Origin of the sequence: Pseudomonas sp. P4795, from assembly GCF_048822895.1 — a bacterium.
Classification (GTDB): domain Bacteria; phylum Pseudomonadota; class Gammaproteobacteria; order Pseudomonadales; family Pseudomonadaceae; genus Aquipseudomonas.
Genome location: NZ_JBMFBT010000005.1, coordinates 373,708 through 395,190 on the forward strand (window position 1 = coordinate 373,708; position 21,483 = coordinate 395,190).

At 59.8% G+C, this 21,483-nt stretch carries 20 protein-coding genes and 1 pseudogene; 5 read left to right on the forward strand and 16 right to left on the reverse strand.

Going from position 1 to position 21,483, the window contains the following annotated elements:
* Positions 1–42 precede the first annotated feature (42 nt).
* From dtd to hutC, 13 genes are all read right to left on the reverse strand, one after another.
* Complete coding sequence (gene dtd / locus ACOI8A_RS16750; protein WP_420646869.1) at positions 43–480, reverse strand: D-aminoacyl-tRNA deacylase; 438 nt, start codon at positions 478–480, stop codon at positions 43–45.
* Positions 477–1,448, reverse strand: a complete 972-nt coding sequence (pip, locus tag ACOI8A_RS16755; protein WP_420646868.1) for a prolyl aminopeptidase — start codon at positions 1,446–1,448, stop codon at positions 477–479. The genes dtd and pip overlap by 4 nt, the downstream gene beginning before the upstream one ends.
* 228 nt (positions 1,449–1,676) lie before the next feature.
* Positions 1,677–2,480 (reverse strand): N-formylglutamate deformylase, encoded by an 804-nt coding sequence (gene hutG, locus ACOI8A_RS16760; protein ID WP_420646867.1) that lies wholly within the window; start codon positions 2,478–2,480, stop codon positions 1,677–1,679.
* A 10-nt stretch (positions 2,481–2,490) separates the two neighbouring features.
* A complete protein-coding gene (hutI, locus tag ACOI8A_RS16765) occupies positions 2,491–3,696 on the reverse strand; it encodes an imidazolonepropionase (protein ID WP_420646866.1) in 1,206 nt (401 codons plus the stop codon).
* A 100-nt stretch (positions 3,697–3,796) separates the two neighbouring features.
* Positions 3,797–5,329 carry a histidine ammonia-lyase gene (hutH, locus tag ACOI8A_RS16770; protein ID WP_420646865.1) on the reverse strand — a complete coding sequence of 511 codons (1,533 nt, stop codon included), beginning with the start codon at positions 5,327–5,329 and terminating at the stop codon, positions 3,797–3,799.
* Between the two features lie 116 nt (positions 5,330–5,445).
* Positions 5,446–6,969: a histidine ammonia-lyase gene (hutH, locus tag ACOI8A_RS16775; RefSeq protein ID WP_420651276.1), complete on the reverse strand. Its 1,524-nt coding sequence runs from the start codon at positions 6,967–6,969 to the stop codon at positions 5,446–5,448.
* A gap of 135 nt (positions 6,970–7,104) precedes the next feature.
* On the reverse strand, positions 7,105–7,935 hold the full coding sequence (locus ACOI8A_RS16780; RefSeq protein ID WP_420646863.1) for a quaternary amine ABC transporter ATP-binding protein: 831 nt from the start codon (positions 7,933–7,935) through the stop codon (positions 7,105–7,107).
* Positions 7,932–8,783 (reverse strand): ABC transporter permease, encoded by an 852-nt coding sequence (locus tag ACOI8A_RS16785; protein WP_420646862.1) that lies wholly within the window; start codon positions 8,781–8,783, stop codon positions 7,932–7,934. The genes ACOI8A_RS16780 and ACOI8A_RS16785 overlap by 4 nt, the downstream gene beginning before the upstream one ends.
* A gap of 84 nt (positions 8,784–8,867) precedes the next feature.
* On the reverse strand, positions 8,868–9,836 hold the full coding sequence (locus ACOI8A_RS16790) for an ABC transporter substrate-binding protein (protein WP_420646861.1): 969 nt from the start codon (positions 9,834–9,836) through the stop codon (positions 8,868–8,870).
* A gap of 70 nt (positions 9,837–9,906) precedes the next feature.
* Positions 9,907–11,379, reverse strand: a complete 1,473-nt coding sequence (locus tag ACOI8A_RS16795; RefSeq protein WP_420646860.1) for a purine-cytosine permease family protein — start codon at positions 11,377–11,379, stop codon at positions 9,907–9,909.
* A 45-nt stretch (positions 11,380–11,424) separates the two neighbouring features.
* The gene (hutU, locus tag ACOI8A_RS16800) at positions 11,425–13,122 is read right to left on the reverse strand and encodes a urocanate hydratase (protein WP_420646859.1); all 1,698 of its coding nucleotides are present in this window, start codon (positions 13,120–13,122) and stop codon (positions 11,425–11,427) included.
* A 490-nt stretch (positions 13,123–13,612) separates the two neighbouring features.
* Complete coding sequence (locus tag ACOI8A_RS16805; RefSeq protein WP_420646858.1) at positions 13,613–14,182, reverse strand: HutD family protein; 570 nt, start codon at positions 14,180–14,182, stop codon at positions 13,613–13,615.
* Entirely contained in the window at positions 14,179–14,889 is a 711-nt protein-coding gene (hutC, locus tag ACOI8A_RS16810; RefSeq protein WP_420647166.1) for a histidine utilization repressor, read from the reverse strand. Before hutC ends, ACOI8A_RS16805 begins: the two co-directional genes overlap by 4 nt.
* Positions 14,890–15,035: 146 nt before the next feature.
* On the opposite strand from hutC, the gene ACOI8A_RS16815 reads away from it, so the two are divergent.
* Entirely contained in the window at positions 15,036–16,400 is a 1,365-nt protein-coding gene (locus ACOI8A_RS16815) for a formimidoylglutamate deiminase (RefSeq protein ID WP_420646857.1), read from the forward strand.
* A 90-nt stretch (positions 16,401–16,490) separates the two neighbouring features.
* Here ACOI8A_RS16815 and ACOI8A_RS16820 read toward each other — a convergent pair whose 3' ends face one another.
* Together ACOI8A_RS16820 and ACOI8A_RS16825 are read right to left on the reverse strand one after the other, a co-directional pair.
* Complete coding sequence (locus ACOI8A_RS16820) at positions 16,491–17,060, reverse strand: lipocalin family protein (protein ID WP_420646856.1); 570 nt, start codon at positions 17,058–17,060, stop codon at positions 16,491–16,493.
* Between the two features lie 31 nt (positions 17,061–17,091).
* Positions 17,092–17,346 (reverse strand): hypothetical protein, encoded by a 255-nt coding sequence (locus ACOI8A_RS16825; RefSeq protein ID WP_420646855.1) that lies wholly within the window; start codon positions 17,344–17,346, stop codon positions 17,092–17,094.
* 292 nt (positions 17,347–17,638) lie between these two features.
* Between ACOI8A_RS16825 and ACOI8A_RS16830 the strand changes: the two are divergent.
* The 4 genes and pseudogenes from ACOI8A_RS16830 to ACOI8A_RS16845 form a co-directional block, all read left to right on the forward strand.
* Positions 17,639–18,661: pseudogene (locus tag ACOI8A_RS16830) on the forward strand (cache domain-containing protein); the annotation flags it as partial.
* A 93-nt stretch (positions 18,662–18,754) separates the two neighbouring features.
* Positions 18,755–19,519 carry a methyl-accepting chemotaxis protein gene (locus ACOI8A_RS16835; RefSeq protein WP_420647165.1) on the forward strand — a complete coding sequence of 255 codons (765 nt, stop codon included), beginning with the start codon at positions 18,755–18,757 and terminating at the stop codon, positions 19,517–19,519.
* A gap of 119 nt (positions 19,520–19,638) precedes the next feature.
* On the forward strand, positions 19,639–19,911 hold the full coding sequence (locus ACOI8A_RS16840) for a type II toxin-antitoxin system Phd/YefM family antitoxin (RefSeq protein WP_420646854.1): 273 nt from the start codon (positions 19,639–19,641) through the stop codon (positions 19,909–19,911).
* Positions 19,908–20,240, forward strand: coding sequence for a type II toxin-antitoxin system RelE/ParE family toxin (locus tag ACOI8A_RS16845; RefSeq protein ID WP_420646853.1), 333 nt, complete (start codon positions 19,908–19,910; stop codon positions 20,238–20,240). The genes ACOI8A_RS16840 and ACOI8A_RS16845 overlap by 4 nt, the downstream gene beginning before the upstream one ends.
* A 105-nt stretch (positions 20,241–20,345) precedes the next feature.
* Here ACOI8A_RS16845 and ACOI8A_RS16850 read toward each other — a convergent pair whose 3' ends face one another.
* Complete coding sequence (locus ACOI8A_RS16850; RefSeq protein ID WP_420646852.1) at positions 20,346–21,356, reverse strand: class 1 fructose-bisphosphatase; 1,011 nt, start codon at positions 21,354–21,356, stop codon at positions 20,346–20,348.
* Between the last annotated feature and the right edge of the window lie 127 nt (positions 21,357–21,483).

Genomic DNA, 21,483 nt, shown 5'->3' on the forward strand with positions numbered 1-21,483 from the left:
GTTTTCAGTCGAAAAGCCTTTAAAAAGATGTTTCAAGCGCTTTCACGTCTGTAACAGGAAGGTTACCGGGCCATCGTTGACCAGATGCACCTGCATATCCGCGCCGAATCTACCTGATGCCACAGTGCCATGCACCTGTTTCGCTTTGGTTAATAGATAGTCGAATAATTCCTCGCCCAGGACCGGAGGGGCGGCGGTCGAAAAACTCGGGCGCAACCCGCTTTTGGTGTCGGCAGCCAGGGTGAACTGAGAGACCAGCAGCAACCCGCCATCGACGTCCGCCAAGGACAGATTCATCTTGCCGTCGGCGTCACTGAACACTCGATAGTTAAGCAGTTTATGCAGAAGTTTGTCGGCGCTGGCGCGCGTGTCGTCGGGTTCGACAGCCACCAGTACCAACAAACCCTGATCCACCGCGCCAACCACTTCGCCCGCCACTTCGACCCGCGCGCCTTTCACGCGCTGCAACAAACCCTTCATGCTTCTTCGGGCGGCAGATCGAGCAGGCGTTGGGCCATCTGGCCGGCCGCGCGCACCAGTGCGTCGGTGATGCCCGGTTCGGACGCGGCGTGGCCGGCGTCGCGAATAACCTGCAGCTCGCTGTTCGGCCATGCCTGATGCAATTCCCAGGCATTATCGAGCGGGCAGATCACGTCGTAGCGGCCGTGAATGATCACGCCCGGCAGGTGGGCGATCTTGCCCATGTCGCGAATCAGCTGATTCGGCTCGAGGAACGCGTTGTTGGTGAAGTAATGGCATTCGATCCGCGCAATCGACAAGGCGCGCTGCGGTTCGGAGAAACGATCGACCACCAGCGGATTCGGGCGCAGGGTTGCGGTGCGCCCTTCCCACGTCGACCACGCTTTGGCCGCGTGCATCTGCGCGATCTGGTCGTTGCCGGTCAGACGTTTGTGGAAAGCGCTGAGCAGATCACCGCGCTCGTCCTGCGGGATCGGCGCGATGTAGTCCTGCCAGTAATCGGGGAACAGACGGCTGGCACCGGCCTGATAGAACCACTCGATTTCCTGCGGACGGCAGAGAAAGATCCCACGCAGGATCAGACCATGCACGCGTTCCGGATGGGTTTGCGCGTAAGCCAGCGCCAGGGTCGAACCCCAGGAACCGCCGAACAGCACCCATTTGTCGATGCCCAGGTGTTTGCGAATGCGCTCAAGGTCGGCGACCAGATCCCAGGTGGTGTTGTTTTCCAGGCTGGCGTGCGGGGTGGAGCGTCCGCAGCCGCGCTGGTCGAAGGTGACAATGCGATACAGGTTCGGATCGAAATACCGCCGGCTCTGTGCGTCGCAACCGGCGCCGGGGCCGCCGTGGATGAACACCACCGGCAAGCCTTCCGGTGAACCGCTTTCGTCGACGTACAGGGTATGGGTGCCGTCGACGGCCAGATCGTGCCGTGCGTGAGGTTTGATCTGCGGAAACAAAGTCTGCATTGCGCGCTCCGTAAGGGGTCGGGTCATCCCTGGGGGGACTTGTATTATTCTGCCGTCCGGCATCATAAACCCGATTTACGTCAATGAGCATGCCCCGGATCGAATCAAAACCTGTGGCGAGGGAGCTTGCTCCCGCTCGGCGGCGCAGCCGTCGCAGAATGTTATGGGGCTGCTTCGCAGCCCAGCGGGAGCAAGCTCCCTCGCCACAAAGGTCGTCTCCCGCACGGGTTATGCGGTGTGATGGGTTTGGCCCCACGCCAGGAAGGCTTCCAGCAATTGCTTGAGGACTACTCGCGTCGGCTCCGCCAGATCAGGCCGATAGCGGAACGGTTCGAACTCTTCCATATACGTGCACTGGCCAAGCTCCAGTTGCACCGCGTGGATGTTCTGTGCCGGATTACCGTAATGCCGGGTGATGTGCCCGCCCTTGAACCGCCCGTTCAGCACATGGCTGTATTCGCCGTGTTGGGCGCAAATAGCTTCCAACTGCTTGGCCAACTGCGGATCGCAACTCGCGCCGTTGAAAGTGCCGAGGTTGAAATCCGGCAGTTTGCCGTCGAACAGGTGCGGGATGATCGAGCGGATCGAATGCGCATCGAACAACAGCGCGTAACCGAACTCGGCTTTCATCCGCGCCAGCTCTTGCTGCAAGGTGCGGTGATAGGGCGTCCAGATCTGCTCCAGATAGGTCGCGCGCTCTTCTTTGGACGGCTCCAGCCCTTCGCGGAACAGAGGAATGCCGTCAAACAACGTCGCCGGGTACAGACCGGTGGTCGCGCCGACGTACATCGGCTTATCGTCGGAAGGCCGGTTCAGATCGATGACAAAGCGCGAATATTCGCCGGCCAGCGTACTTGCGCCCAGTTCAGCGGCGAAGTCATACAGCTGGGGAATATGCCAATCAGTGTCCGGCAGGCTTTTCGCATCGGCGATCAACCCGGCCTCGACCACCGGCGTCAGACGCAAACCGGCGTGAGGCATGCTGATCAGCAGCGGCACGCGACCTTGTTTGAAATTCAGAACCTTATCCACAACCACTCTCCTACAGACTTGATTCAACGCCGTGACGCACGACGCGTTTGTCCAGTTCACCACCCAGCCAATACGCCAGATCCGCCGGCCGGTCGATCTGCCAGGCGACAAAATCCGCAACCTTGCCGACTTCCAGCGAACCATGGGTCTCGGCCATGCCCAGCGCTTGCGCCGCATGAATGGTCGCGCCAGCCAGGGCTTCTTCCGGCGTCATGCGAAAACAGGTGCACGCCATGTTGAGCATCAGGCGCAACGACAGCGCTGGCGAGGTGCCGGGGTTGAGGTCGCTGGCGATGGCGATCTTCACCTTGTGTTTGCGCAGGGCGTCCATCGGCGGCAGTTGAGTTTCGCGCAGGAAATAGAACGCGCCCGGCAGCAACACCGCGACGGTATCGGCTGCGGCCATGGCGATGGCATCGGCTTCGTCCATGAATTCCAGATGATCGGCGGACAACGCCTTATAGCGCGCGGCGAGGCTGGAGCCGTGCAACGACGACAGTTGTTCGGCGTGCAGTTTTACCGGCAGACCGAGTTTTTGTGCAGCGATAAACACACGCTCGACCTGCTCTGGCGAAAACGCCAGGTACTCGCAGAAAGCATCCACCGCATCGACCAAACCTTCAGCGGCGAGGGCCGGCAGCATTTCAGTGCAGATGTGCTCGATGTAAGCGTCGGCGCGATCGGCGTATTCCGGCGGCAATGCGTGCGCAGCGAGGCAGGTGCTACGTACGCTGATTGGCAGTTCGTCGGCGAGGCGCCGGATGACGCGCAGGATCTTGCGTTCGTTGGCCAGATCCAGACCGTAGCCGGATTTTATTTCGACCGTGGTCACGCCGTCGCGCATCAGGCTTTTCAGGCGTTTGGCGGCGCTGGCGAACAGCTCGTCTTCGCTCGCTTCACGGGTGGCGCGCACGGTGCTGGCAATGCCGCCACCGGCCGCTGCGATTTCCGCATAGCTGACGCCTTGCAGACGCTTTTCGAACTCGCCGCTGCGATTGCCGCCGAATACGGTGTGGGTGTGGCAGTCGATCAGACCGGGGGTAACCCACGCGCCTTGCAGATCGGTGACGGCCGGGTATTCGCCCGACGGCAGTTCATTGCGCGGACCGATCCACTGGATAAGCTCACCGGAAGTCACGATGGCCGCATCCTCGATGATCGAGTAGACGCCGTGTGCCATGGTTGCGACGTGGCAGTGTTGCCAGAGGGTTTTCATCCCAAATCCTCGTCTTGTTCAAAATCGATTCGCGAGCAAGCTCGCTCCCACAGAGGAACGCATTTCAACTGTGGGAGCGAGCTTGCTCGCGAAGAGGCCGTCACAGGCTCGGCAGCAACTTCGCCGGGACCAGTTCAGTCAGAACGCGCGAAGCCAACAACTCGGTCGCCGCATTGATGTCCGGCGCAAAAAACCGGTCTTTCTCGTAAAACGGCACTTCCTTACGCAGAATTGCCCGAGCCTTTTCCAGTTTTACCGAGGTCTTCAAACCTCCACGCAGATCCAGTCCCTGCGCCGCTGCCAGCCACTCCACCGCGAGAATCCCGCGGGTGTTTTCAGCCATTTCCCACAAGCGCTTGCCGGCCGCCGGCGCCATCGAAACATGGTCTTCCTGATTCGCCGATGTCGGCAGGCTGTCGACCGAATGGGGATGGGACAGCGCCTTGTTCTCGCTAGCCAGCGCAGCAGCCGTCACCTGGGCAATCATGAAACCGGAATTCACACCGCCATTCGCCACCAGGAACGGCGGCAGTTGCGACATGTGCTTGTCCATCATCAGCGAAATGCGGCGCTCGCTCAGCGAGCCGATTTCGGCAATGGCCAGCGCCATGTTGTCAGCGGCCATGGCCACCGGTTCGGCGTGGAAATTACCGCCGGAAATCACATCGCCCTCGGCAGCGAACACCAGCGGGTTATCCGACACCGCGTTGGCTTCGACCACCAGCACTTCAGCGGCCTGACGCAACTGAGTCAGGCAGGCGCCCATGACTTGTGGCTGGCAGCGCAGGGAGTACGGGTCTTGCACCTTGTCGCAGTTCTGGTGCGAGTCGGAGACTTCACTGCGCTCACCGAGCAGATCGCGGTAAGCAGCCGCTGCGTCGATCTGACCTTTCTGGCCACGCGCCGCGTGGATGCGCACGTCGAACGGCGAGCGCGAACCGAGCACTGCTTCGACCGTCAGACCGCCCAGTGCGATGGCGCCCGCAAACAGGTCTTCACCTTCAAACAGACCACGCAGCGCATAAGCAGTGGAAACCTGCGTGCCATTGAGCAGCGCCAGACCTTCTTTCGCGGCCAGGGTCAGCGGGGTCAGACCGGCGACTTTCAGCGCTTCAGTCGCTTCCAGCCACTCGCCCTTGTAACGCGCCTTGCCCTCGCCCAGCAGTACCAGCGACATATGCGCCAATGGCGCCAGATCGCCGGAAGCACCGACCGAACCTTTCAACGGAATGTGCGGATAAACCTCGGCGTTGATCAGCGCAATCAGCGCATCGATCACCACGCGGCGGATGCCGGAAAAACCACGGCTGAGGCTGTTGACCTTGAGCACCATCACCAGGCGCACCAGCTCATCGCTGATCGGCTGGCCGACGCCAGCGGCGTGCGACAGCACCAGCGAACGCTGCAGGTTTTCCAGGTCTTCGCTGGCGATGCGCGTCGAAGCGAGCAGACCGAAACCGGTGTTGATGCCGTACGCGGTGCGGTTCTCGGCGAGGATCTGCTCGACACAGGCGACGCTGGCTTCGATCTGCGCCGAGGCGCTGTTGTCGAGGGTCAGCTTGACCGGGTGGTGATAGATCTCACGCAGTTGGGCCAGGCTCAGTTGGCCGGGGATCAGGTTCAGCGCAGTCATTTTGTGCTCCTTTTGAGAGTTTATTGTTAACTCGCCAGACGCTCCGGAGATGTCCGTTGTCCGTCGCGTCTGCCCTTTTGGGGAGCCGCGCCTTGGCACGCTGGCGTAGATAGTTTTCAGTGCAAATTCGGTAACGCGTGATGCAACAGATGCGGATCTTTCAAAAGGCTTGCGGCGGCGGCGATATCCGGTGCCAGCCAACGATCCTGATCGTAAGCCGGGACCTTTTCCCGCAGCAGTCGCCACGCGATATCGGTGCCCGCGCCGAAGCGCTGTTCTTTCAGAAACTCAAACGCCTGCGCCGCCAGCAAATACTCGATCGCAAGGATCTGCGTGCAGTTTTCCAGCGCACGATGCAGCTTCAGCGCGGCGTTGGTGCCCATGCTCAGATGGTCTTCCTGCAAGCCCGAGGTGACGTAGTTGTCGAGCACCGCCGGTTGCGCCAACTGGCGGTTTTCCGCGCACAGCGATGCGGCGACGTTTTGCACGATCATCATCCCGGAATTGACTCCCGGATTGGCCACCAGAAACGCCGGCAGACCGCTGACGTGCGGGTTGATCAGACGATCCAGTCGCCGTTCGGCAATCGAGCCGATTTCAGCCATAGCGATGGCCAGCAGATCCGCCGCCAGCGCCACCGATTGACCGTGCGGATTGGCTTGGGACATCACCCGGAAATCCTCCGGCGTACCGAGCAGCAACGGGTTGTCGGTGCAGCCGTTAAGTTCGGTTTCAACTTGCTTGATCGCGTGTTCGAGTTGATCGCGCGCAGCGCCGTGCACTTGCGGAATCGAACGAATGCTCAGCGCATCCTGGGTGCGAATGCCTTTGCTCGATTCAATCACTTCACTGCGATCAAGCAATGTGCGCAAATTGATGCCGACCTGCTGCATGCCCGGATGCGGCTTGAGCGCGATGATCTCGGCATCGAACGCGGCAATCTGTCCGCGTTGCGCTTCGAAACTCATGGCGCCGATCACGTCGGCCCATTGCAGCAGGCGCGTGGCATCGGCAATCGCCAGACAGCTGAGGCCGGACATGCACGGCGTGCCGTTGACCAGACACAAGCCGTCCTTTGCGCCGAGCTGCACCGGTTGCAGACCTTCTTCGGCCAGTGCCTGTTGCGCGGGAATTATCTGCCCGCGATAGCTGACATTGCCCACGCCCAACAGCGCGATGCCGATGTGCGCCATGTGCGTCAGGTAACCGACCGAACCTTGCACTGGCACCTGCGGGGTGATGCCGCGATTGAGCAGTGCCAGCAGCGCTTCGACCACTTGCCGATGGATGCCGGATTTGCCGTGGCTGTAGTTGCGGATCGCCGCGCAGATGATTGCGCGGGTCTGCTCATCCGGCAGCACCGGGCCGACGCCGCAGGCGTGGCTGAGCAAGGTATTGCGCGAGAGTTGGCTGAGTTGTTCATCTTTCAGCGACACGTTGCACAACGCACCGAGACCGGTGTTGACGCCGTAAGCGCGTTCGCCACTGGTGACGATGCGCTGGACGATGGCCTGCGCGTTATCGATACGCGCCCAACTCTGCGCCGACAGCTCGAGTGGCGCGCTGTGGCGGGCGACGGCGACCACGTCCTGCCAACGCAAATGGTCGCCAGTGATCACGATTTTTTCAGCCTGGGACATCTTCAACCTCAACCGTAATATTGATGCAGCTTGACCGGCCCCTTCGCGAGCAAGCTCGCTCCCACAGTGGCCCGCATTCCAATTGTGGGAGCGAGCTTGCTCGCGAAGGGGCCGGCAGCCTCACCACAAAATCTGCTAAACCACTGCCGCACGCCGCTGCACGAACCGGTCGACATACTCATCCGCCGGCGAGTGCAGGATCTCTTTCGGTGTGCCGACCTGAATCAGCCGCCCATCCTTGAGGATCGCAATGCGATTGCCGATACGCACCGCCTCGTCGAGGTCGTGAGTGATGAACACGATGGTTTTGTGCAGGGTCTTTTGCAGCTCAAGCAACTGGTCCTGCATCTCGGCGCGGATCAGCGGATCGAGGGCGCTGAAGGCTTCGTCCATCAGAATGATGTCGGTGTCCGCCGCCAATGCGCGAGCCAGACCGACACGCTGACGCATGCCGCCAGAGAGTTGATGCGGGTATTTGTTTTCGTAGCCCTTGAGGCCGACGGTGTTGATCCAGTGCAGCGCTCGTTCGGCACACAGCTGCTTGCTCTCGCCGCGCACTTTCAGGCCGTAGGCAACGTTGTCCAGCACGCTCTTGTGCGGCAACAGGCCGAAGCTCTGGAACACCATGCTGATCTTGTGCCGGCGAAATTCGCGCAGGGCTTGCATGTCGTATTGCAGGATGTCCACGCCGTCCACCAGGATCGCGCCGCTGGTCGGGTCGATCAGGCGATTGAAGTGTCGCACCAGCGTCGATTTGCCCGAGCCGGACAGGCCCATGATCACAAAAATCTCGCCAGTGCCGATGCTCAGCGACAGGTCATTCACGCCGACCACACAACCGGTTTCACTCAGCACCTGATCCTTGGTCTTGCCCTGGCCAATCATGCCAAGCGCTTCTTTCGAGCGATTGCCGAAAATCTTGAAGACGTTTTTGACTTCGATCTTGCTCACGGTTGCGTTGTTCATTTGCTCACCTCATGCCGTGGCCGACCGTACGCCTGAGTAATGCGGTCGATGACCACTGCGAGAATCACGATCGCCAGACCGGCCTCAAGCCCGCGTCCGACGTTGAGGGTCTGAATCCCCACCAACACATCTTCACCCAGGCCACGGGCGCCGATCATCGACGCGATGACCACCATCGACAGGGCCATCATGGTGGTCTGATTGATCCCGGCCATGATGCTCGGCAGGGCCAGCGGCAGTTGCACGCCGAACAGCTGCTGCCAGCGATTGGCGCCGAACGCGTTGATCGCTTCCATGACTTCACCGTCGACCTGGCGGATGCCCAGATCGGTCAGACGAATCAGCGGCGGCGCGGCGTAGATCACCGTGGCGAAAATCGCCGGGACTTTGCCCAGACCGAAGAGCATCAGCACCGGAATCAGGTACACGAAACTCGGCATGGTCTGCATGATGTCGAGCAGCGGCATCAGCACCGAACGCAGGCGATTGCTGCGCGCCGAGAGGATCCCCAGCGGGATGCCGATCAGCACCGAAATGACAGTCGCGACCATCATCAGCGCCAGCGTCTGCATCAGCTTGTCCCACAAGCCGACCGCGCCCACCAGGAACAACAGACCGACGATCACCCCCGTGGTCACGACCTTGCGGGTGGCGTGCCAGGCAACGCCGCCAACAATCGCGAGCATCAACCACCAAGGGGCGGCGCGCAGCAGGCCTTCAAGATTGACGATGGCCCACAGCAGCGTGTCGGAGATCTGCCGGAACACATCGCCGTAGTTGGTGACCAGCGCATCGACCCAACCGTTGACCCAGTCGGCGATGGAAAAGGTAAAGCTCTCGGGAAACATAAGCGGCTCTCAATCAGGAAACTCAATCAAGCGATTGCGGCGAACACCCCGGCCCGCCTCTCGGTTGGCCGGGAGGAATTCGACCTACAGCGCCGCGTCGATTTTCTTGGCAGCGTCTTCGCTGACCCACGCATGCCAGACTTCAGGATGTTCCTTGAGGAAGATTTTCGCCAGTTTCGGCGACTCGATGCGCTCCTTGGCCATGCGTCCCAGATTCTGGTTCAACAGGTCGATTGGCAGGTTGACCTTTTCCAGCACGGCCACCAGTTCCGGGGCTTGCTCGTGGAAGGTCTTGGACAGGCCGACCTTGATCGTCACGCGCTTGTCGACGCCCGGTTTTTCTTCGAGTTTGACCGCATCGATCTGGCCCATCAGCGGGGTTGGCGTCCAGTAGTAGAAAAGGATCGGCTCGCCACGTTTGTAGCTCGACAGCACCGCCGCATCCAGCGCCGGACCGGTGCCGGGACGGAAGTTGGTGTAGCTGTTTTCCAGACCGTAGCTTTTCAACATTTCGCTGTTGTCGAGTTCGCAGGTCCAGCCGGCCGGGCAGTTGTAGAAGCGGCCCTTGGCCGGTTCTTCGGCGTCTTTGAACACGGCGGAATACTTGGCCAGGTCAGCAATATTTTTCAGGTCTGGCGCCTTGGCTTCGAGCTTGCGCTTGGCGTCGCCTTCGATCACGTAGCGCGGCACGTACCAGCCTTCGACTGCGCCCACCACCGGCGCGCCGACACCGATGACTTTTCCGGCCTTCTCGGCCTTGTTCCAGACCTCGCTGCGGCCGACCCACTCTTCGGCAAAAATCTGAATGTCGTTGCTGCTCAAGGCGTTTTCCATGGTGATGGAATTGCCCGGCAGGCTGTCGGTCTTGCAGCCGTAGCCTTTCTCCAGCACCACTTGCAGGACGTCGGTCAGCAGCATGCCGCTTTCCCAGTTCAGCCCGGCAAATTTCACCGGTTTGCCGGACTCGCACCAGCCGGCAGCCTGAGTGGCGCCGGCGCTGGCCAGCAGGCCCATGGACAGCAATGTGGTCAGCAGGGTCTTGTTCGATTTCATTGTCGTGACGCTCCTAATCATGAATTGGCTTACGGCAGTCAAGAGGCATCCAGCCCTGTCCACGTCCAGATCAGGCCTGCGCCGCAGCGCGAGTGGCCCCACTTGTTGTTGGTTGTGCAACGCTGTTCTGTTCGACCGGCAGAATCAGTTGATCAGGTACCGAGCCGTGCCATTTTTTCGCACACACGTAATACAGCGCGGCGGGCACCACCAGACCGATGATCCACGAGATGTCTACATCGCCCAGCGCCGCCACCAGCGGGCCGGTGTAGAACTTGCTGGAGATGAACGGCAACTGCACCAGCACGCCGAACACATAGATGCTGATACCCAGCAGGTTCCAGCGGCCGTAGCGACCGTTCGGATCGGCCAGCGCCGGTACGTCATAGCGCTCGCGGGTGATGCAGTAGTAATCGACCAGATTGATCGCGCTCCATGGCGTGAAGAACGCCAGCAGGAACAGGATGAAAGACTTGAACGCACCGAGGAACGAGTGCTGCCCGAGCAGCGCCATCAGGGTCGCCGCACCGACGATTACCAGCACGAACACCAGACGCTGCATGCGCGTGACTTTCAGCTCACCACGAAAACCACTGATGATGGTCGCAATGCACATGAAGCTGCCGTAGGAGTTCAGCGTCGAGATGGTGACCTTGCCGAACGCAATGCTGAAATACAGCAGCGCAGCGGTGGCACCGGTCCCGCCCAGACCGACGATGTAGGCCACTTCATGCCCGGCAAATTGGCCGTTGGCCGAGGCCGCCGCAAACACGCCGAGGATCATCGCCACTTGCGCGCCAATCACCGAACCGGCGCCAGCGGCAAAGAAGGTTTTCACCGAGGAAGTCTTGCTCGGCAGGTAACGCGAATAGTCAGCCACGTAAGGGCCGAAAGCGATTTGCCACGAGGCCGCAAGCGACACCGCCAGCAGGAAACTGCTCCAGCTGAAGTGGCGGATCTGCAGGAGTGCGCCAACGTCGGTCTGGCTCATCAGACGGTAGAACAGATACACAAAGGCGATCACACCGACGACACTGGCAACCCGGCCAATCCAGTGGATCACCCGATAACCGAGCACCGTGACCAGCACGATGACACTGGCGAAAATCAGGATGCCGACGCTGTCGCTGACACCAAACAACTGGCCCAGCGCCTGCCCGGAAAGCACCGTACCGGTGGCCGTAAAGCCGAGGTACATCAGGCACACCAGCACGATCGGGATCGCCGCGCCATACACGCCAAACTGCACGCGGCTGGAAATCATCTGCGGCAGACCGAGCTTCGGCCCTTGCGCCGCATGCAACGCCATTACCCCACCGCCGAGCACTTGACCGATCAACAGACCGATCAACGACCAGAACACATCACCGCCCAGCACTACGGCCAAGGCCCCGGTGACAATCGCGGTGATTTGCAGGTTTGCGCCCATCCACAGGGTGAACTGGCTGAACAGACGACCGTGTCTTTCCGCTTCCGGGATGTAGTCGATCGAACGCCTTTCGATCAACGGTTTGTTGCTTGCACGATCGTTGCTGACAGCCATGATTCAACCTCTGTGGATTGTTATTGGAAGGGTTGGCTCGGGTGTTTATTTGCCGGTGATCATCGGCAGGTTCAGGCCTTGTTCCTTGGCGCAGTCGATGGCGATCTGGTAACCCGCATCGGCGTGACGCATGACACCGGTGGCCGGGTCGTTGTGCAGCACACGGGCAATACGCTCGGCCGCTTCGTCAGTACCGTCGCAGACAATCACCATGCCCGAGTGCTGGGAGAAGCCCATGCCGACGCCGCCGCCGTGGTGCAGGGAAACCCAGGTCGCGCCGCTCGCGGTGTTCAGCAGAGCGTTGAGCAATGGCCAGTCGGACACGGCGTCGGAACCGTCCTGCATCGATTCGGTTTCACGGTTCGGGCTGGCGACGGAACCGGAGTCCAGGTGGTCGCGACCGATGACGATTGGCGCCGACAATTCACCGCTACGCACCATCTCGTTGAACGCCAGACCGAGCTTGGCGCGCAGGCCCAGGCCGACCCAGCAAATACGTGCCGGCAGACCCTGGAAGCTGATGCGCTCGCGGGCCATGTCCAGCCAGTTGTGCAGATGGGCGTCGTCAGGGATCAGCTCTTTGACCTTGGCGTCGGTTTTGTAGATGTCTTGTGGATCGCCCGACAGTGCAGCCCAACGGAACGGACCGATGCCGCGGCAGAACAGCGGACGGATATAAGCCGGTACGAAACCCGGGAAGTCGAATGCATTCTCGACGCCCTCTTCCTGGGCCATCTGACGGATGTTGTTGCCGTAGTCGAAAGTCGGGATGCCCATCTTCTGGAATTCCAGCATCGCTTTGACGTGTACTGCCATCGATTGCTTGGCGGCTTTGACCACGGCAGCAGGCTCGGTCTTGGCGCGAGCGCGATACTCTTCCCAAGTCCAACCGGCTGGCAGGTAACCGTTGAGTGGATCGTGGGCACTGGTCTGGTCAGTGACCATGTCCGGGCGTACGCCACGCTTGACCAGTTCCGGCAGGATTTCCGCCGCGTTACCCAGCAGCGCGATGGAGATCGCCTTACCCTCTTTGGTGTATTTGTCGATACGCGCCAGTGCGTCATCGAGGTCGGTGGCTTGCTCGTCGACGTAACGGCTGTTCAGACGGAAATCGATGCTGACCTGCTGGCACTCGATGTTCAGCGAGCACGCACCGGCCAGGGTTGCGGCGAGAGGCTGCGCGCCGCCCATGCCACCGAGGCCTGCGGTCAGCACCCAGCGACCCTTGAGGTCAGCGTTGTAGTGCTGGCGACCGGCTTCGACGAAGGTTTCGTAGGTGCCTTGAACGATGCCCTGGCTGCCGATGTAGATCCAGCTGCCGGCGGTCATCTGGCCGTACATGGCCAGGCCCTTGGCGTCGAGTTCGTTGAAGTGCTCCCAGCTCGCCCAGTGTGGCACCAGGTTGGAGTTGGCGATCAGCACGCGTGGCGCATTGCTGTGGGTCTTGAATACACCGACCGGCTTGCCGGATTGCACCAACAGGGTCTCGTCGTCATTCAGGTTGGTCAGGCTTTCGACGATCTTGTCGTAGCATTCCCAGTTACGCGCGGCGCGGCCGATGCCACCGTAAACCACCAGCTCTTTCGGGTTCTCGGCGACTTCCGGGTCGAGGTTGTTCATCAACATGCGCAGCGGCGCTTCGGTCAGCCAGCTCTTGGCGGTCAGCGTGTTACCGCGTGCGGCACGGATTTCGACGTCACGTCTCTTTGTATAAACGGCAGTTGTAGGCTTATTGTCAGTCACGAAAAAGACTCCTCAGCGATCAATTCAAACCAACCCTGGCAGTGGGCAAGCAGCTGTGCGCCTCAATGCGCGACCAGCGAATCAGTGGACGCTGCGGAGAGTCTCGATCGACTCATACGCATACGTCTTTACTTGTACATACAAGCATATGCAATCGAGCGGCCAACTTGGTGGAGGGATGTTTCAGAAAAATTGCGGCCAGGGCTGGAGGGCTTCTGGATCAGGGGTTTTGGCTTGGATGAAATTTTAAGCGGGGATTATCGAGGCGTTGCGGCGGGCGTCATATGAGCGTGGTTTTGCGCCACGCTGGGGCGTTCGGTAACAAGTTGGTGCGCTTTGGGGAACAAGAGTTGTGAACGCAATTGTGGCGAGGGAGCTTGCTCCCGCTGGAGGCCGAAGGACTCCCAATTCGGTGTACACCGAATTGGGGCCGCTTCGCAGCCCAGCGGGAGCAAGCTCCCTCGCCACAAGGTATTCGTTGAATCGGGAACTAGCGTGCAGTCAGTTCAATTACGCAGCAACCCGCATCAACGGCAATCTCGACCAACCCGCTGTTACCGTCCAGTTGCAGACAATCATGCCGGCCCAGTTGCGCTGCGCTGTCACCGACCACCACTTCCAGCAGCTCACTGACACTGAACACCAACACCGTCCCCGCCGAGCTGAAAAACCGCTGCTCGCCAACCAGCCATTGCAGCCGTGCGCTGTAACGTTGCGGCGCATAGATCAGGTTGAAGTCACGAATTGCGCCGCCGAGCAACGTGCAGGAAACCTGACTTTCACCGCTGAAGGCAAACGGGTCGAGGGGTAACAGAGAACACGTGTCGTCGCCGTCAACGCACAATGTCATGCCGTCGCCTTGCAACACTGTGATCACTCGTTGGTAACCGGCGAAGCTCGAGAAGCCGCCAGATTCAGCGATGTCGGCAATCGACAGACGCCAGCCGAAACCATCGAGGCCAGCGCCAGCGTCACGGGTAATCTCTTCAGTGCTGCCGCCGCCGTTTTTCCACGGCATGCGCGGATAGCCTTCTGCGCGTAAAACCTTAACCTGTTTCATTTATGAAACCGCCCTTCCAGACGATGACGAGAACCGGGATGAATGAGGCGCGCCGCCGTGACCGGCTGACGACCCGACCAGGTGCGACGGCGGATCAGCAGGCATGGCTCGCCTGGTTCGATCTGCAGCAATTTGCATTCGGACGCTTCAGCGAGGATCGCCTCGACCACGTGCTCACCTTCGGTCAGCGGTGCGACCTGGTTCAGATAGGCGTAAGGCGTTTGCAGGGTGAAGTCCTGCTTGAGGTATTCCGGGGCGACCAGCGCGTTGACGAAACGGTCTTCGATTTGCACCGGAATGTCGTTTTCGAAATGCACGATCAACGAATGAAAGACCTTCTGCCCTTCGCGCATGTCCAGCGCCAGCGCGCGCTCGGAACCGGCGGCCTCTTCTTCCAGGGTGATCACCTGGCAAGTGTGGCGATGACCGCGCGAGGCGATCTCGTCGGCGATGTTGTGCACTTCGAACAGCGCGGACTGGCTCTTCGGTTCGGCAACGAAAGTACCGACGCCTTGCATGCGCACCAACAGGCCGTCGGCAGTCATTTCGCGCAGCGCGCGGTTGATGGTCATGCGGCTGAAACCGAGTTGGCTGACCAGTTCGCTTTCCGACGGCACGCGGTAATGCGGAGGCCAGTTACCGCTGTCGATCTGCTGGGTGATCATCTGTTTGACGCGGGCGTACAAAGGCGCCGGACTGTCGCCCATGTTCGCGGCCAACGGAGAAACTGGAGGCGGAGTCGGCACGGTTGATCCCTGTTCATTGGATGAAGGTCGCTAGCTTGCCGGAGTTTACCGGGCAGGCAAACGTCTGTATATGTATATACAAATAACACACGATGGGGTGCTCAACCATGTCCGCCTTCTTTGCCGAACGCGCGCTGCTGCCTAACGGATGGGCCAATGATGTACGTCTTGAGGTCAGCGCCGACGGCGTTCTGACCCGAATCCAGGCCGATTCCACAGCAGATGGCGCCGAACGGCTGAGCGGTCCGCTGCTGCCGGGCATGCCCAATCTGCACTCCCACGCGTTCCAGCGCGCCATGGCCGGACTGGCCGAAGTTGCCGGCAATCCGAACGACAGTTTCTGGACCTGGCGCGATCTGATGTATCGCCTTGTTGGAAAAATCAGCCCGGATCAACTCGGCGTGATCGCCCGTCAGCTGTACATCGAAATGCTCAAGGCCGGCTACACCTCGGTCGCAGAATTCCACTACGTGCATCACGACATTAATGGCCAGCCGTACGCCGATCCGGCTGAACTGGCGCTGCAAATCAGCCAGGCTGCGAGCGCCGCCGGGATCGGTCTGACCCTGCTGCCGGTGCTCTACAGCCACAGCGGTTTCGGTGGCCAGACGCCGAACGATGGCCAGCGCCGCTTTATCAATAGCACCGAGAATTACCTGAACCTGCAAGCGCGCCTGCAACCCCTGCTCGCGCAGCAAAAAGCCCAATCGCTGGGATTGTGTTTCCACTCGTTGCGCGCGGTCACACCGCAGCAGATCAGCGACGTGCTGGCGGCCAGCGACCAGCAGTGCCCGATCCACATTCACATCGCCGAGCAGCAGAAGGAAGTCGACGACTGCCTGAGCTGGAGCGGCCGCCGCCCGCTGCAATGGCTGTACGAAAACACCGAAGTCGATCAGCGCTGGTGTCTGGTGCACGCGACTCACGCCAACCCCGAAGAAGTCACGCTGATGGCCACGAGTCGTGCGATTGCCGGCCTGTGCCTGACCACTGAAGCCAATCTGGGCGACGGGATTTTTCCGGCGGTGGATTTTCTCGCGCAGGGTGGGCGGATGGGCATCGGTTCCGACAGCCATGTGTCGTTGAGCGTGGTGGAAGAATTGCGTTGGCTGGAATACGGCCAGCGGCTGCGTGATCAACGGCGTAATCGTTTGTATGGCGCGGATCAGCCGATGGTCGGGCGCACGCTGTATGACGCGGCGCTGGACGGGGGTGCTCAGGCGTTGGGCCAGCCGATTGGGGCGCTGGAAGTTGGCAAGCGTGCGGACTGGATAGTGCTTGATGGCAACGATCCATATCTGGCGACCGCCAAGGGTGACGGGATTTTGAATCGCTGGTTGTTTGCTGGGGGGGATCGGCAGGTTCGCGATGTACTGGTCAACGGCCATTGGGTGGTGCGTGAAGGGCGGCATGCTGCCGAGGAAGACAGCAATCGCGCGTTCACCCAGGTGCTGCGTGAACTTTTAGGATAAGAAAATCAAAAGCTCGCAGCCTTCGGCAGCTCCTACACGGGAATGGTGTTTTCCCTGTAGGAGCTGCCGCAGGCTGCGATCTTTTAGCTTTTAATGCGAGGTCTTGGCCATCTGCCGATCGGACGCCCGCCAGATCAGGCGCGTGGTGTCGTAACCCTGCTGACGCGCCTTGCTCAGCAATTCTTCACGCACCACCCCGTTGACGGTCGGTGTACGCGACAGCAGCCACAGGTACTTGCGACTCGGGTCGCCGACGATGGCGGTCTTGTAATCGTCGCTGACGTACAACACCCAATATTGCCCCTTCGCCACACCCGGAATCAGACGCGAAAACCAGTTATCAAACTCGACCCACAATTTGTCGGTCTTGCCCGGCACCTGTGGATAAGCCGTGCCTTTGGCCTCTTCCCATTGCCAGTCCGCCGTCAGGCAGCGGTTGAACACGCCGACATTGCCATCCGGCTTGAGCGTGTAACGGGCTTCGGATTGCGCGCAGTTGCGCTGGAAGTACATCGGCAACCGGGCCAGCTCGTACCAGGTGCCCTGATAACGCTTGAGATTGACACTGTCGACCGTTTTCGGCGCCAACGGATCTTCACCGCTGGTGGCGCAGCCGGCCAATACCAGGCCGGCAAAAAGAACAAGCAATAACCGCTTCATTGTTTTTCTCCCGTGGGCGTGTAGCCCCGGTTTACTTCAGGCCTTGGCCGGAAAACATCAGCACTTTGTCACCGGCGTACTGCACGCTGATAAAGCTGTTCTTGTCGCCCCAGGTGCAACTGGACATACCAAGCGCGCCCGAGCAATCGGTGGGTTTGCCGAGCAAGGTCTCGACTTCGGCTTTCGGCATGCCGGCCGACAGCTTCGAATAGTTTTCCTGATTGATTTTGCCGCACGCGGCCAACAACACGCAGAACGACAGCAAGGCGATAGATCGCAGCGACATGGTGTAACTCCTGAAACGAGGGGGGATGGCATGGTGCCAACCAGAAGCTTAGAAGAGAAAAGCCTTATCTGGTTCCCTGTACTGAAGGCTATTTATCAGGTCATTCGTCTGGCTTTTACCCATAAATCAAACACTTTTTGGGGCTATTGAGCATTTCGTCGCAATTCACGGACGGCGCCTAATCTTTGGCGTGAACCGGTCGACACAAGAGCAGCGCAACGCCTCCCGATGTGGCAAATTGCCGCCCTTTCTCGATTTGACCCTCGCGGTAGCTCTCTTAATGACCAGAAACATGAAGTTCAGCCACAAGATCTTGCTGGCAGCCGCGCTTGTGGTGGCTGTTGCGTTCGCCTGTTTCATCCTGTTCAACGACTATCGCCAGCGCGAGGCATTGCAAACCAGCACCGAAGCATCGATGCAGGAACTGGGCAGTCTGACCACCAGCAACATTCAGACCTGGCTCGAGAGCCGCATTCAGCTGCTGCAATCGATGTCGCAGCAAGTGGTCGCCGACGGCAATGCTCCTGCGAGCCTGAAACGCATCATCGATCTGCCTGCCTACACCGGCAACTTTCAACTGAGCTATTTCGGCGGCGTGGACGGCGTGATGTTTTCGGTGCCCGCCGGTAATCGTGCGCCGGACTATGACCCGCGCGTTCGTGGCTGGTACAAGGCTGCCAACGCCGCACAGCAAACCATCGTCACTGAACCGTACATCGCGGCTTCATCGGGCAAATTGGTGATCACCGTCGCCACCCCGGTGCAGCGTCAGGGTCAGATGATTGGTGTGGCCGGTGCGGACATCGATCTGACCAGCGTCAGCGCAATCATCAACTTGCTGAACTTCGGCGGCCATGGTCATGCGTTCATCGTCAGCGCCGACGGCAAGATCCTGATTCACCCGGACAGCAAACTGGTGCTGAAAACCTTGACCGAGGTGTACCCGAACGTTGCACCAAAAGTCAGTCCGGGGCTGAAAGAAGTCGAGTTCGACGGCAAGACCCAGTTGATCTCCTTCACCCGCGTCAACGGCGTGCCGTCGGCTGACTGGTACGTGGCGCTGGTGCTGGACAAAGACACCGCGTTCGCGATGCTCAGCGAATTCCGCACCTCGGCGCTGATCGCCATGGTTATCGCCGTGCTGATCATCATCGGCCTGCTCGGCATGCTGATCCGCGTGCTGATGCAACCGCTGCTGACCATGGGCCGCGCCATGCATGACATCGCCGAAGGTGAAGGCGACCTGACCAAACGTCTGACTATTTACGGCAATGATGAATTCGGCGCCCTGGGCACCTCGTTCAACCGTTTCGTCGAGCGCATTCACACCTCGATTCGCGAAGTGTCCTCGGCCACCGGCCAGGTCAACGAAGTCGCCCTGCGCGTGGTCGCCGCGTCGAACTCGTCGATGTACAACTCCGACCAGCAAGCCACTCGCACCAGCAGCGTGGCCGCCGCAATCAACCAGCTCGGCGCCGCCGCGCAGGAAATTGCGCAGAACGCCGCTCTCGCTTCGCAGCACTCCAGCGACGCACGCAGCCTGGCCGAAGACGGTCAGCAGGTGGTGGATAAAACCATCGCCGCGATGCAACAGCTGTCGGCGAAGATCAGCGATTCGTGCGGCAACATCGAAACCCTTAACAGCAACACCGTGAACATCGGGCAGATTCTGGAAGTGATCACCAGCATCTCGCAGCAGACCAATCTGCTGGCACTCAACGCCGCGATCGAAGCCGCCCGCGCCGGTGAAGCCGGGCGTGGTTTTGCCGTGGTTGCCGATGAAGTGCGCAACCTCGCGCACCGCACTCAGGATTCAGCGCAGCAAGTGCAGAAGATGATCGAAGAGCTGCAAGTCGGCGCGCGTCAGGCGGTGAGCACCATGACCGACAGCCAGCGCCAGAGTGAAAGCAGCGTCGGCATTGCCAATCAGGCCGGTGAGCGACTGGGCAGCGTGACTCAGCGTATCGGCGAGATCGACGGCATGAACCAGTCGGTAGCGACCGCGACTGAGGAACAGACGGCGGTGGTTGAGTCGATCAACGTGGATATCAACGAGATCAACACGCTGAACCAGGAAGGCGTGGAGAACTTGCAGGCGACATTGCGGGCTTGTTCGGATCTGGAACAGCAGGCTGCGCGGTTGAAGCAGTTGGTGGGTAGTTTCCGCATCTAAAGCGCTCGATGCCGCCTTCGCCTGATCTGGCGAAGACGGCACGCGTCCGTCACCTCGGCCTGACGCAGGACTGAATTAAGACTAAACTCGGTCCTATCCAACTTCCCGAGGTTCGACTCATGAAGCTTTCATCCCAGATCAAGCCCATCAGTTATTTGAAAAGCCACACAGCCGAAATCGTCAAAACAATCACCGAAAGTCGTGAGCCTTTAGTGATCACTCAAAACGGTGAAGCGAAACTTGTCGTCATGGACGTCAAAAGCTTTGAAGAGCAAGAAGACACGATGGCCTTGCTCAAGCTTCTGGCCATGGGGAATCGAGAGATAGAGGAAGGCAAGTTCAGGGATGCCGAAGACGTTTTCGCAGAGCTTGACAGGATCGACCCTCAATGAGTTTGAAGATCGTCATTCTGCAATCCGCCGAAACAGACCTCAAAGATCTTCGTACCTACCTCATTAAACAGTTTTCAGCCCAAACCTGGCATAGCACTTATGCCAGTTTGAAGGTCGCTATTCGTGGCTTGGCATCCCAGCCCTATTCAGGCTCCATTCCCGAAGAAATAGAAAGGCTGAATCTTGGTCAGTATCGACAAATCATCTCAGGCTTGAATCGCGTTATTTATGAAGTTCGAGAGCAGATTGTTTACGTCCATATCATCGCTGACACGCGCAAAAACCTGCCGACGCTGTTGATGAAGCGATTGCTACAAGGCAATCCGTGAAATAAAAAACCCCGAAACGCTCACACGCTTCGGGGTTTTGCTTTCACATCTGAAACTATGACTCGCCCACTAGCTCGCCAACGGCTGCCAGGGCGCGTTCATGGTTTATTCCTTGTGGTAAGCCGTAACGCGGGCAACTTCTTCTTTCGAGCCGAGGTACACCGCTACGCGCTGGTGCAGGCCTTCAGGCTGGATGTCGAGGATGCGCTGGTGACCGTCGGTGGACGCGCCGCCTGCCTGTTCCACGAGGAACGACATCGGGTTGGCTTCGTACATCAGACGCAGTTTGCCCGGCTTGGACGGCTCGCGGCTGTCGCGTGGGTACATGAACAGACCGCCACGGGTCAGGATGCGGTGTACGTCGGCTACCATCGCGGCCACCCAACGCATGTTGTAGTTCTTCTTCAGCGGGCCTTCTTCGCCAGCCAGCAACTCGCCAACGTAGCGCTGTACCGGAGCTTCCCAGTGACGCTGATTGGACATGTTGATCGCGAATTCCTGGGTGGTTTCAGGAATGGTGATGTCTTCGTGGGTCAGGACGAAGCTGCCCATTTCACGGTCCAGGGTGAAGCCTTTGACGCCGTCGCCGAGGGTCAGGATCAGCATGGTCTGCGGGCCGTAGATCGCGTAACCGGCAGCGACCTGTTGGGTGCCCGGCTGCAAGAAAGCCTTCTCGTTCAGCGGCTCGTTCTGGGTCAGGTATTCGTTCGGGCAACGCAGTACCGAGAAGATCGTGCCGACTGGCGCGTTGATGTCGATGTTCGACGAACCGTCCAGTGGGTCGAATACCAGCAGGTACGCGCCCTTCGGGTATTTGCCCGGGATCTGGTAGGCATTGTCCATTTCTTCGGACGCCATGCCGGCCAGGTGACCACCCCATTCGTTGGCTTCGAGCAGGATCTCGTTGGAGATCACGTCGAGTTTCTTCTGCACTTCGCCTTGCACGTTTTCCGTGCCCATGCTGCCCAGAACACCGCCCAGGGCGCCTTTGGAGACGGCGTGGTTGATTTCCTTACAGGCGCGCGCCACCACTTCGATCAGGAAACGCAGATCGGCAGGTGTGTTGTTGCTACGGGTCTGCTCGATCAGATAGCGACTCAGGGTAACGCGGGACATGGACGGCTCCGGTGGAATGGGGGGCTGAAAACCCGCGCAGTTTACAGGGAGTCTGAAAACGTAGCGAGCAATGACGCCGGGGAACGTGCGTCGGGTGCAATTCCTGCTATCAGACGTGATCGACTGC

Excerpts from the sequence above, each read along its gene's own strand:
- ACOI8A_RS16825 (WP_420646855.1), bottom strand. The coding sequence starts at position 17,346 with ATGTCGCTGCGATCTATCGCCTTGCTGTCGTTCTGCGTGTTGTTGGCC.
- ACOI8A_RS16785 (WP_420646862.1), bottom strand. The coding sequence starts at position 8,783 with ATGTTTCCCGAGAGCTTTACCTTTTCCATCGCCGACTGGGTCAACGGT.
- ACOI8A_RS16795 (WP_420646860.1), bottom strand. The coding sequence starts at position 11,379 with ATGGCTGTCAGCAACGATCGTGCAAGCAACAAACCGTTGATCGAAAGG.
- hutH (WP_420651276.1), bottom strand. The coding sequence starts at position 6,969 with ATGTCCCAGGCTGAAAAAATCGTGATCACTGGCGACCATTTGCGTTGG.
- hutI (WP_420646866.1), bottom strand. The coding sequence starts at position 3,696 with ATGAAAACCCTCTGGCAACACTGCCACGTCGCAACCATGGCACACGGC.
- ACOI8A_RS16845 (WP_420646853.1), top strand. The coding sequence starts at position 19,908 with ATGAGTTTGAAGATCGTCATTCTGCAATCCGCCGAAACAGACCTCAAA.
- ACOI8A_RS16805 (WP_420646858.1), bottom strand. The coding sequence starts at position 14,182 with ATGAAACAGGTTAAGGTTTTACGCGCAGAAGGCTATCCGCGCATGCCG.
- pip (WP_420646868.1), bottom strand. The coding sequence starts at position 1,448 with ATGCAGACTTTGTTTCCGCAGATCAAACCTCACGCACGGCACGATCTG.
- hutC (WP_420647166.1), bottom strand. The coding sequence starts at position 14,889 with ATGGGCGACAGTCCGGCGCCTTTGTACGCCCGCGTCAAACAGATGATC.
- ACOI8A_RS16850 (WP_420646852.1), bottom strand. The coding sequence starts at position 21,356 with ATGTCCCGCGTTACCCTGAGTCGCTATCTGATCGAGCAGACCCGTAGC.
- ACOI8A_RS16840 (WP_420646854.1), top strand. The coding sequence starts at position 19,639 with ATGAAGCTTTCATCCCAGATCAAGCCCATCAGTTATTTGAAAAGCCAC.
- ACOI8A_RS16835 (WP_420647165.1), top strand. The coding sequence starts at position 18,755 with ATGTACAACTCCGACCAGCAAGCCACTCGCACCAGCAGCGTGGCCGCC.
- dtd (WP_420646869.1), bottom strand. The coding sequence starts at position 480 with ATGAAGGGTTTGTTGCAGCGCGTGAAAGGCGCGCGGGTCGAAGTGGCG.
- hutH (WP_420646865.1), bottom strand. The coding sequence starts at position 5,329 with ATGACTGCGCTGAACCTGATCCCCGGCCAACTGAGCCTGGCCCAACTG.
- ACOI8A_RS16790 (WP_420646861.1), bottom strand. The coding sequence starts at position 9,836 with ATGAAATCGAACAAGACCCTGCTGACCACATTGCTGTCCATGGGCCTG.
- ACOI8A_RS16815 (WP_420646857.1), top strand. The coding sequence starts at position 15,036 with ATGTCCGCCTTCTTTGCCGAACGCGCGCTGCTGCCTAACGGATGGGCC.
- ACOI8A_RS16820 (WP_420646856.1), bottom strand. The coding sequence starts at position 17,060 with ATGAAGCGGTTATTGCTTGTTCTTTTTGCCGGCCTGGTATTGGCCGGC.
- ACOI8A_RS16780 (WP_420646863.1), bottom strand. The coding sequence starts at position 7,935 with ATGAACAACGCAACCGTGAGCAAGATCGAAGTCAAAAACGTCTTCAAG.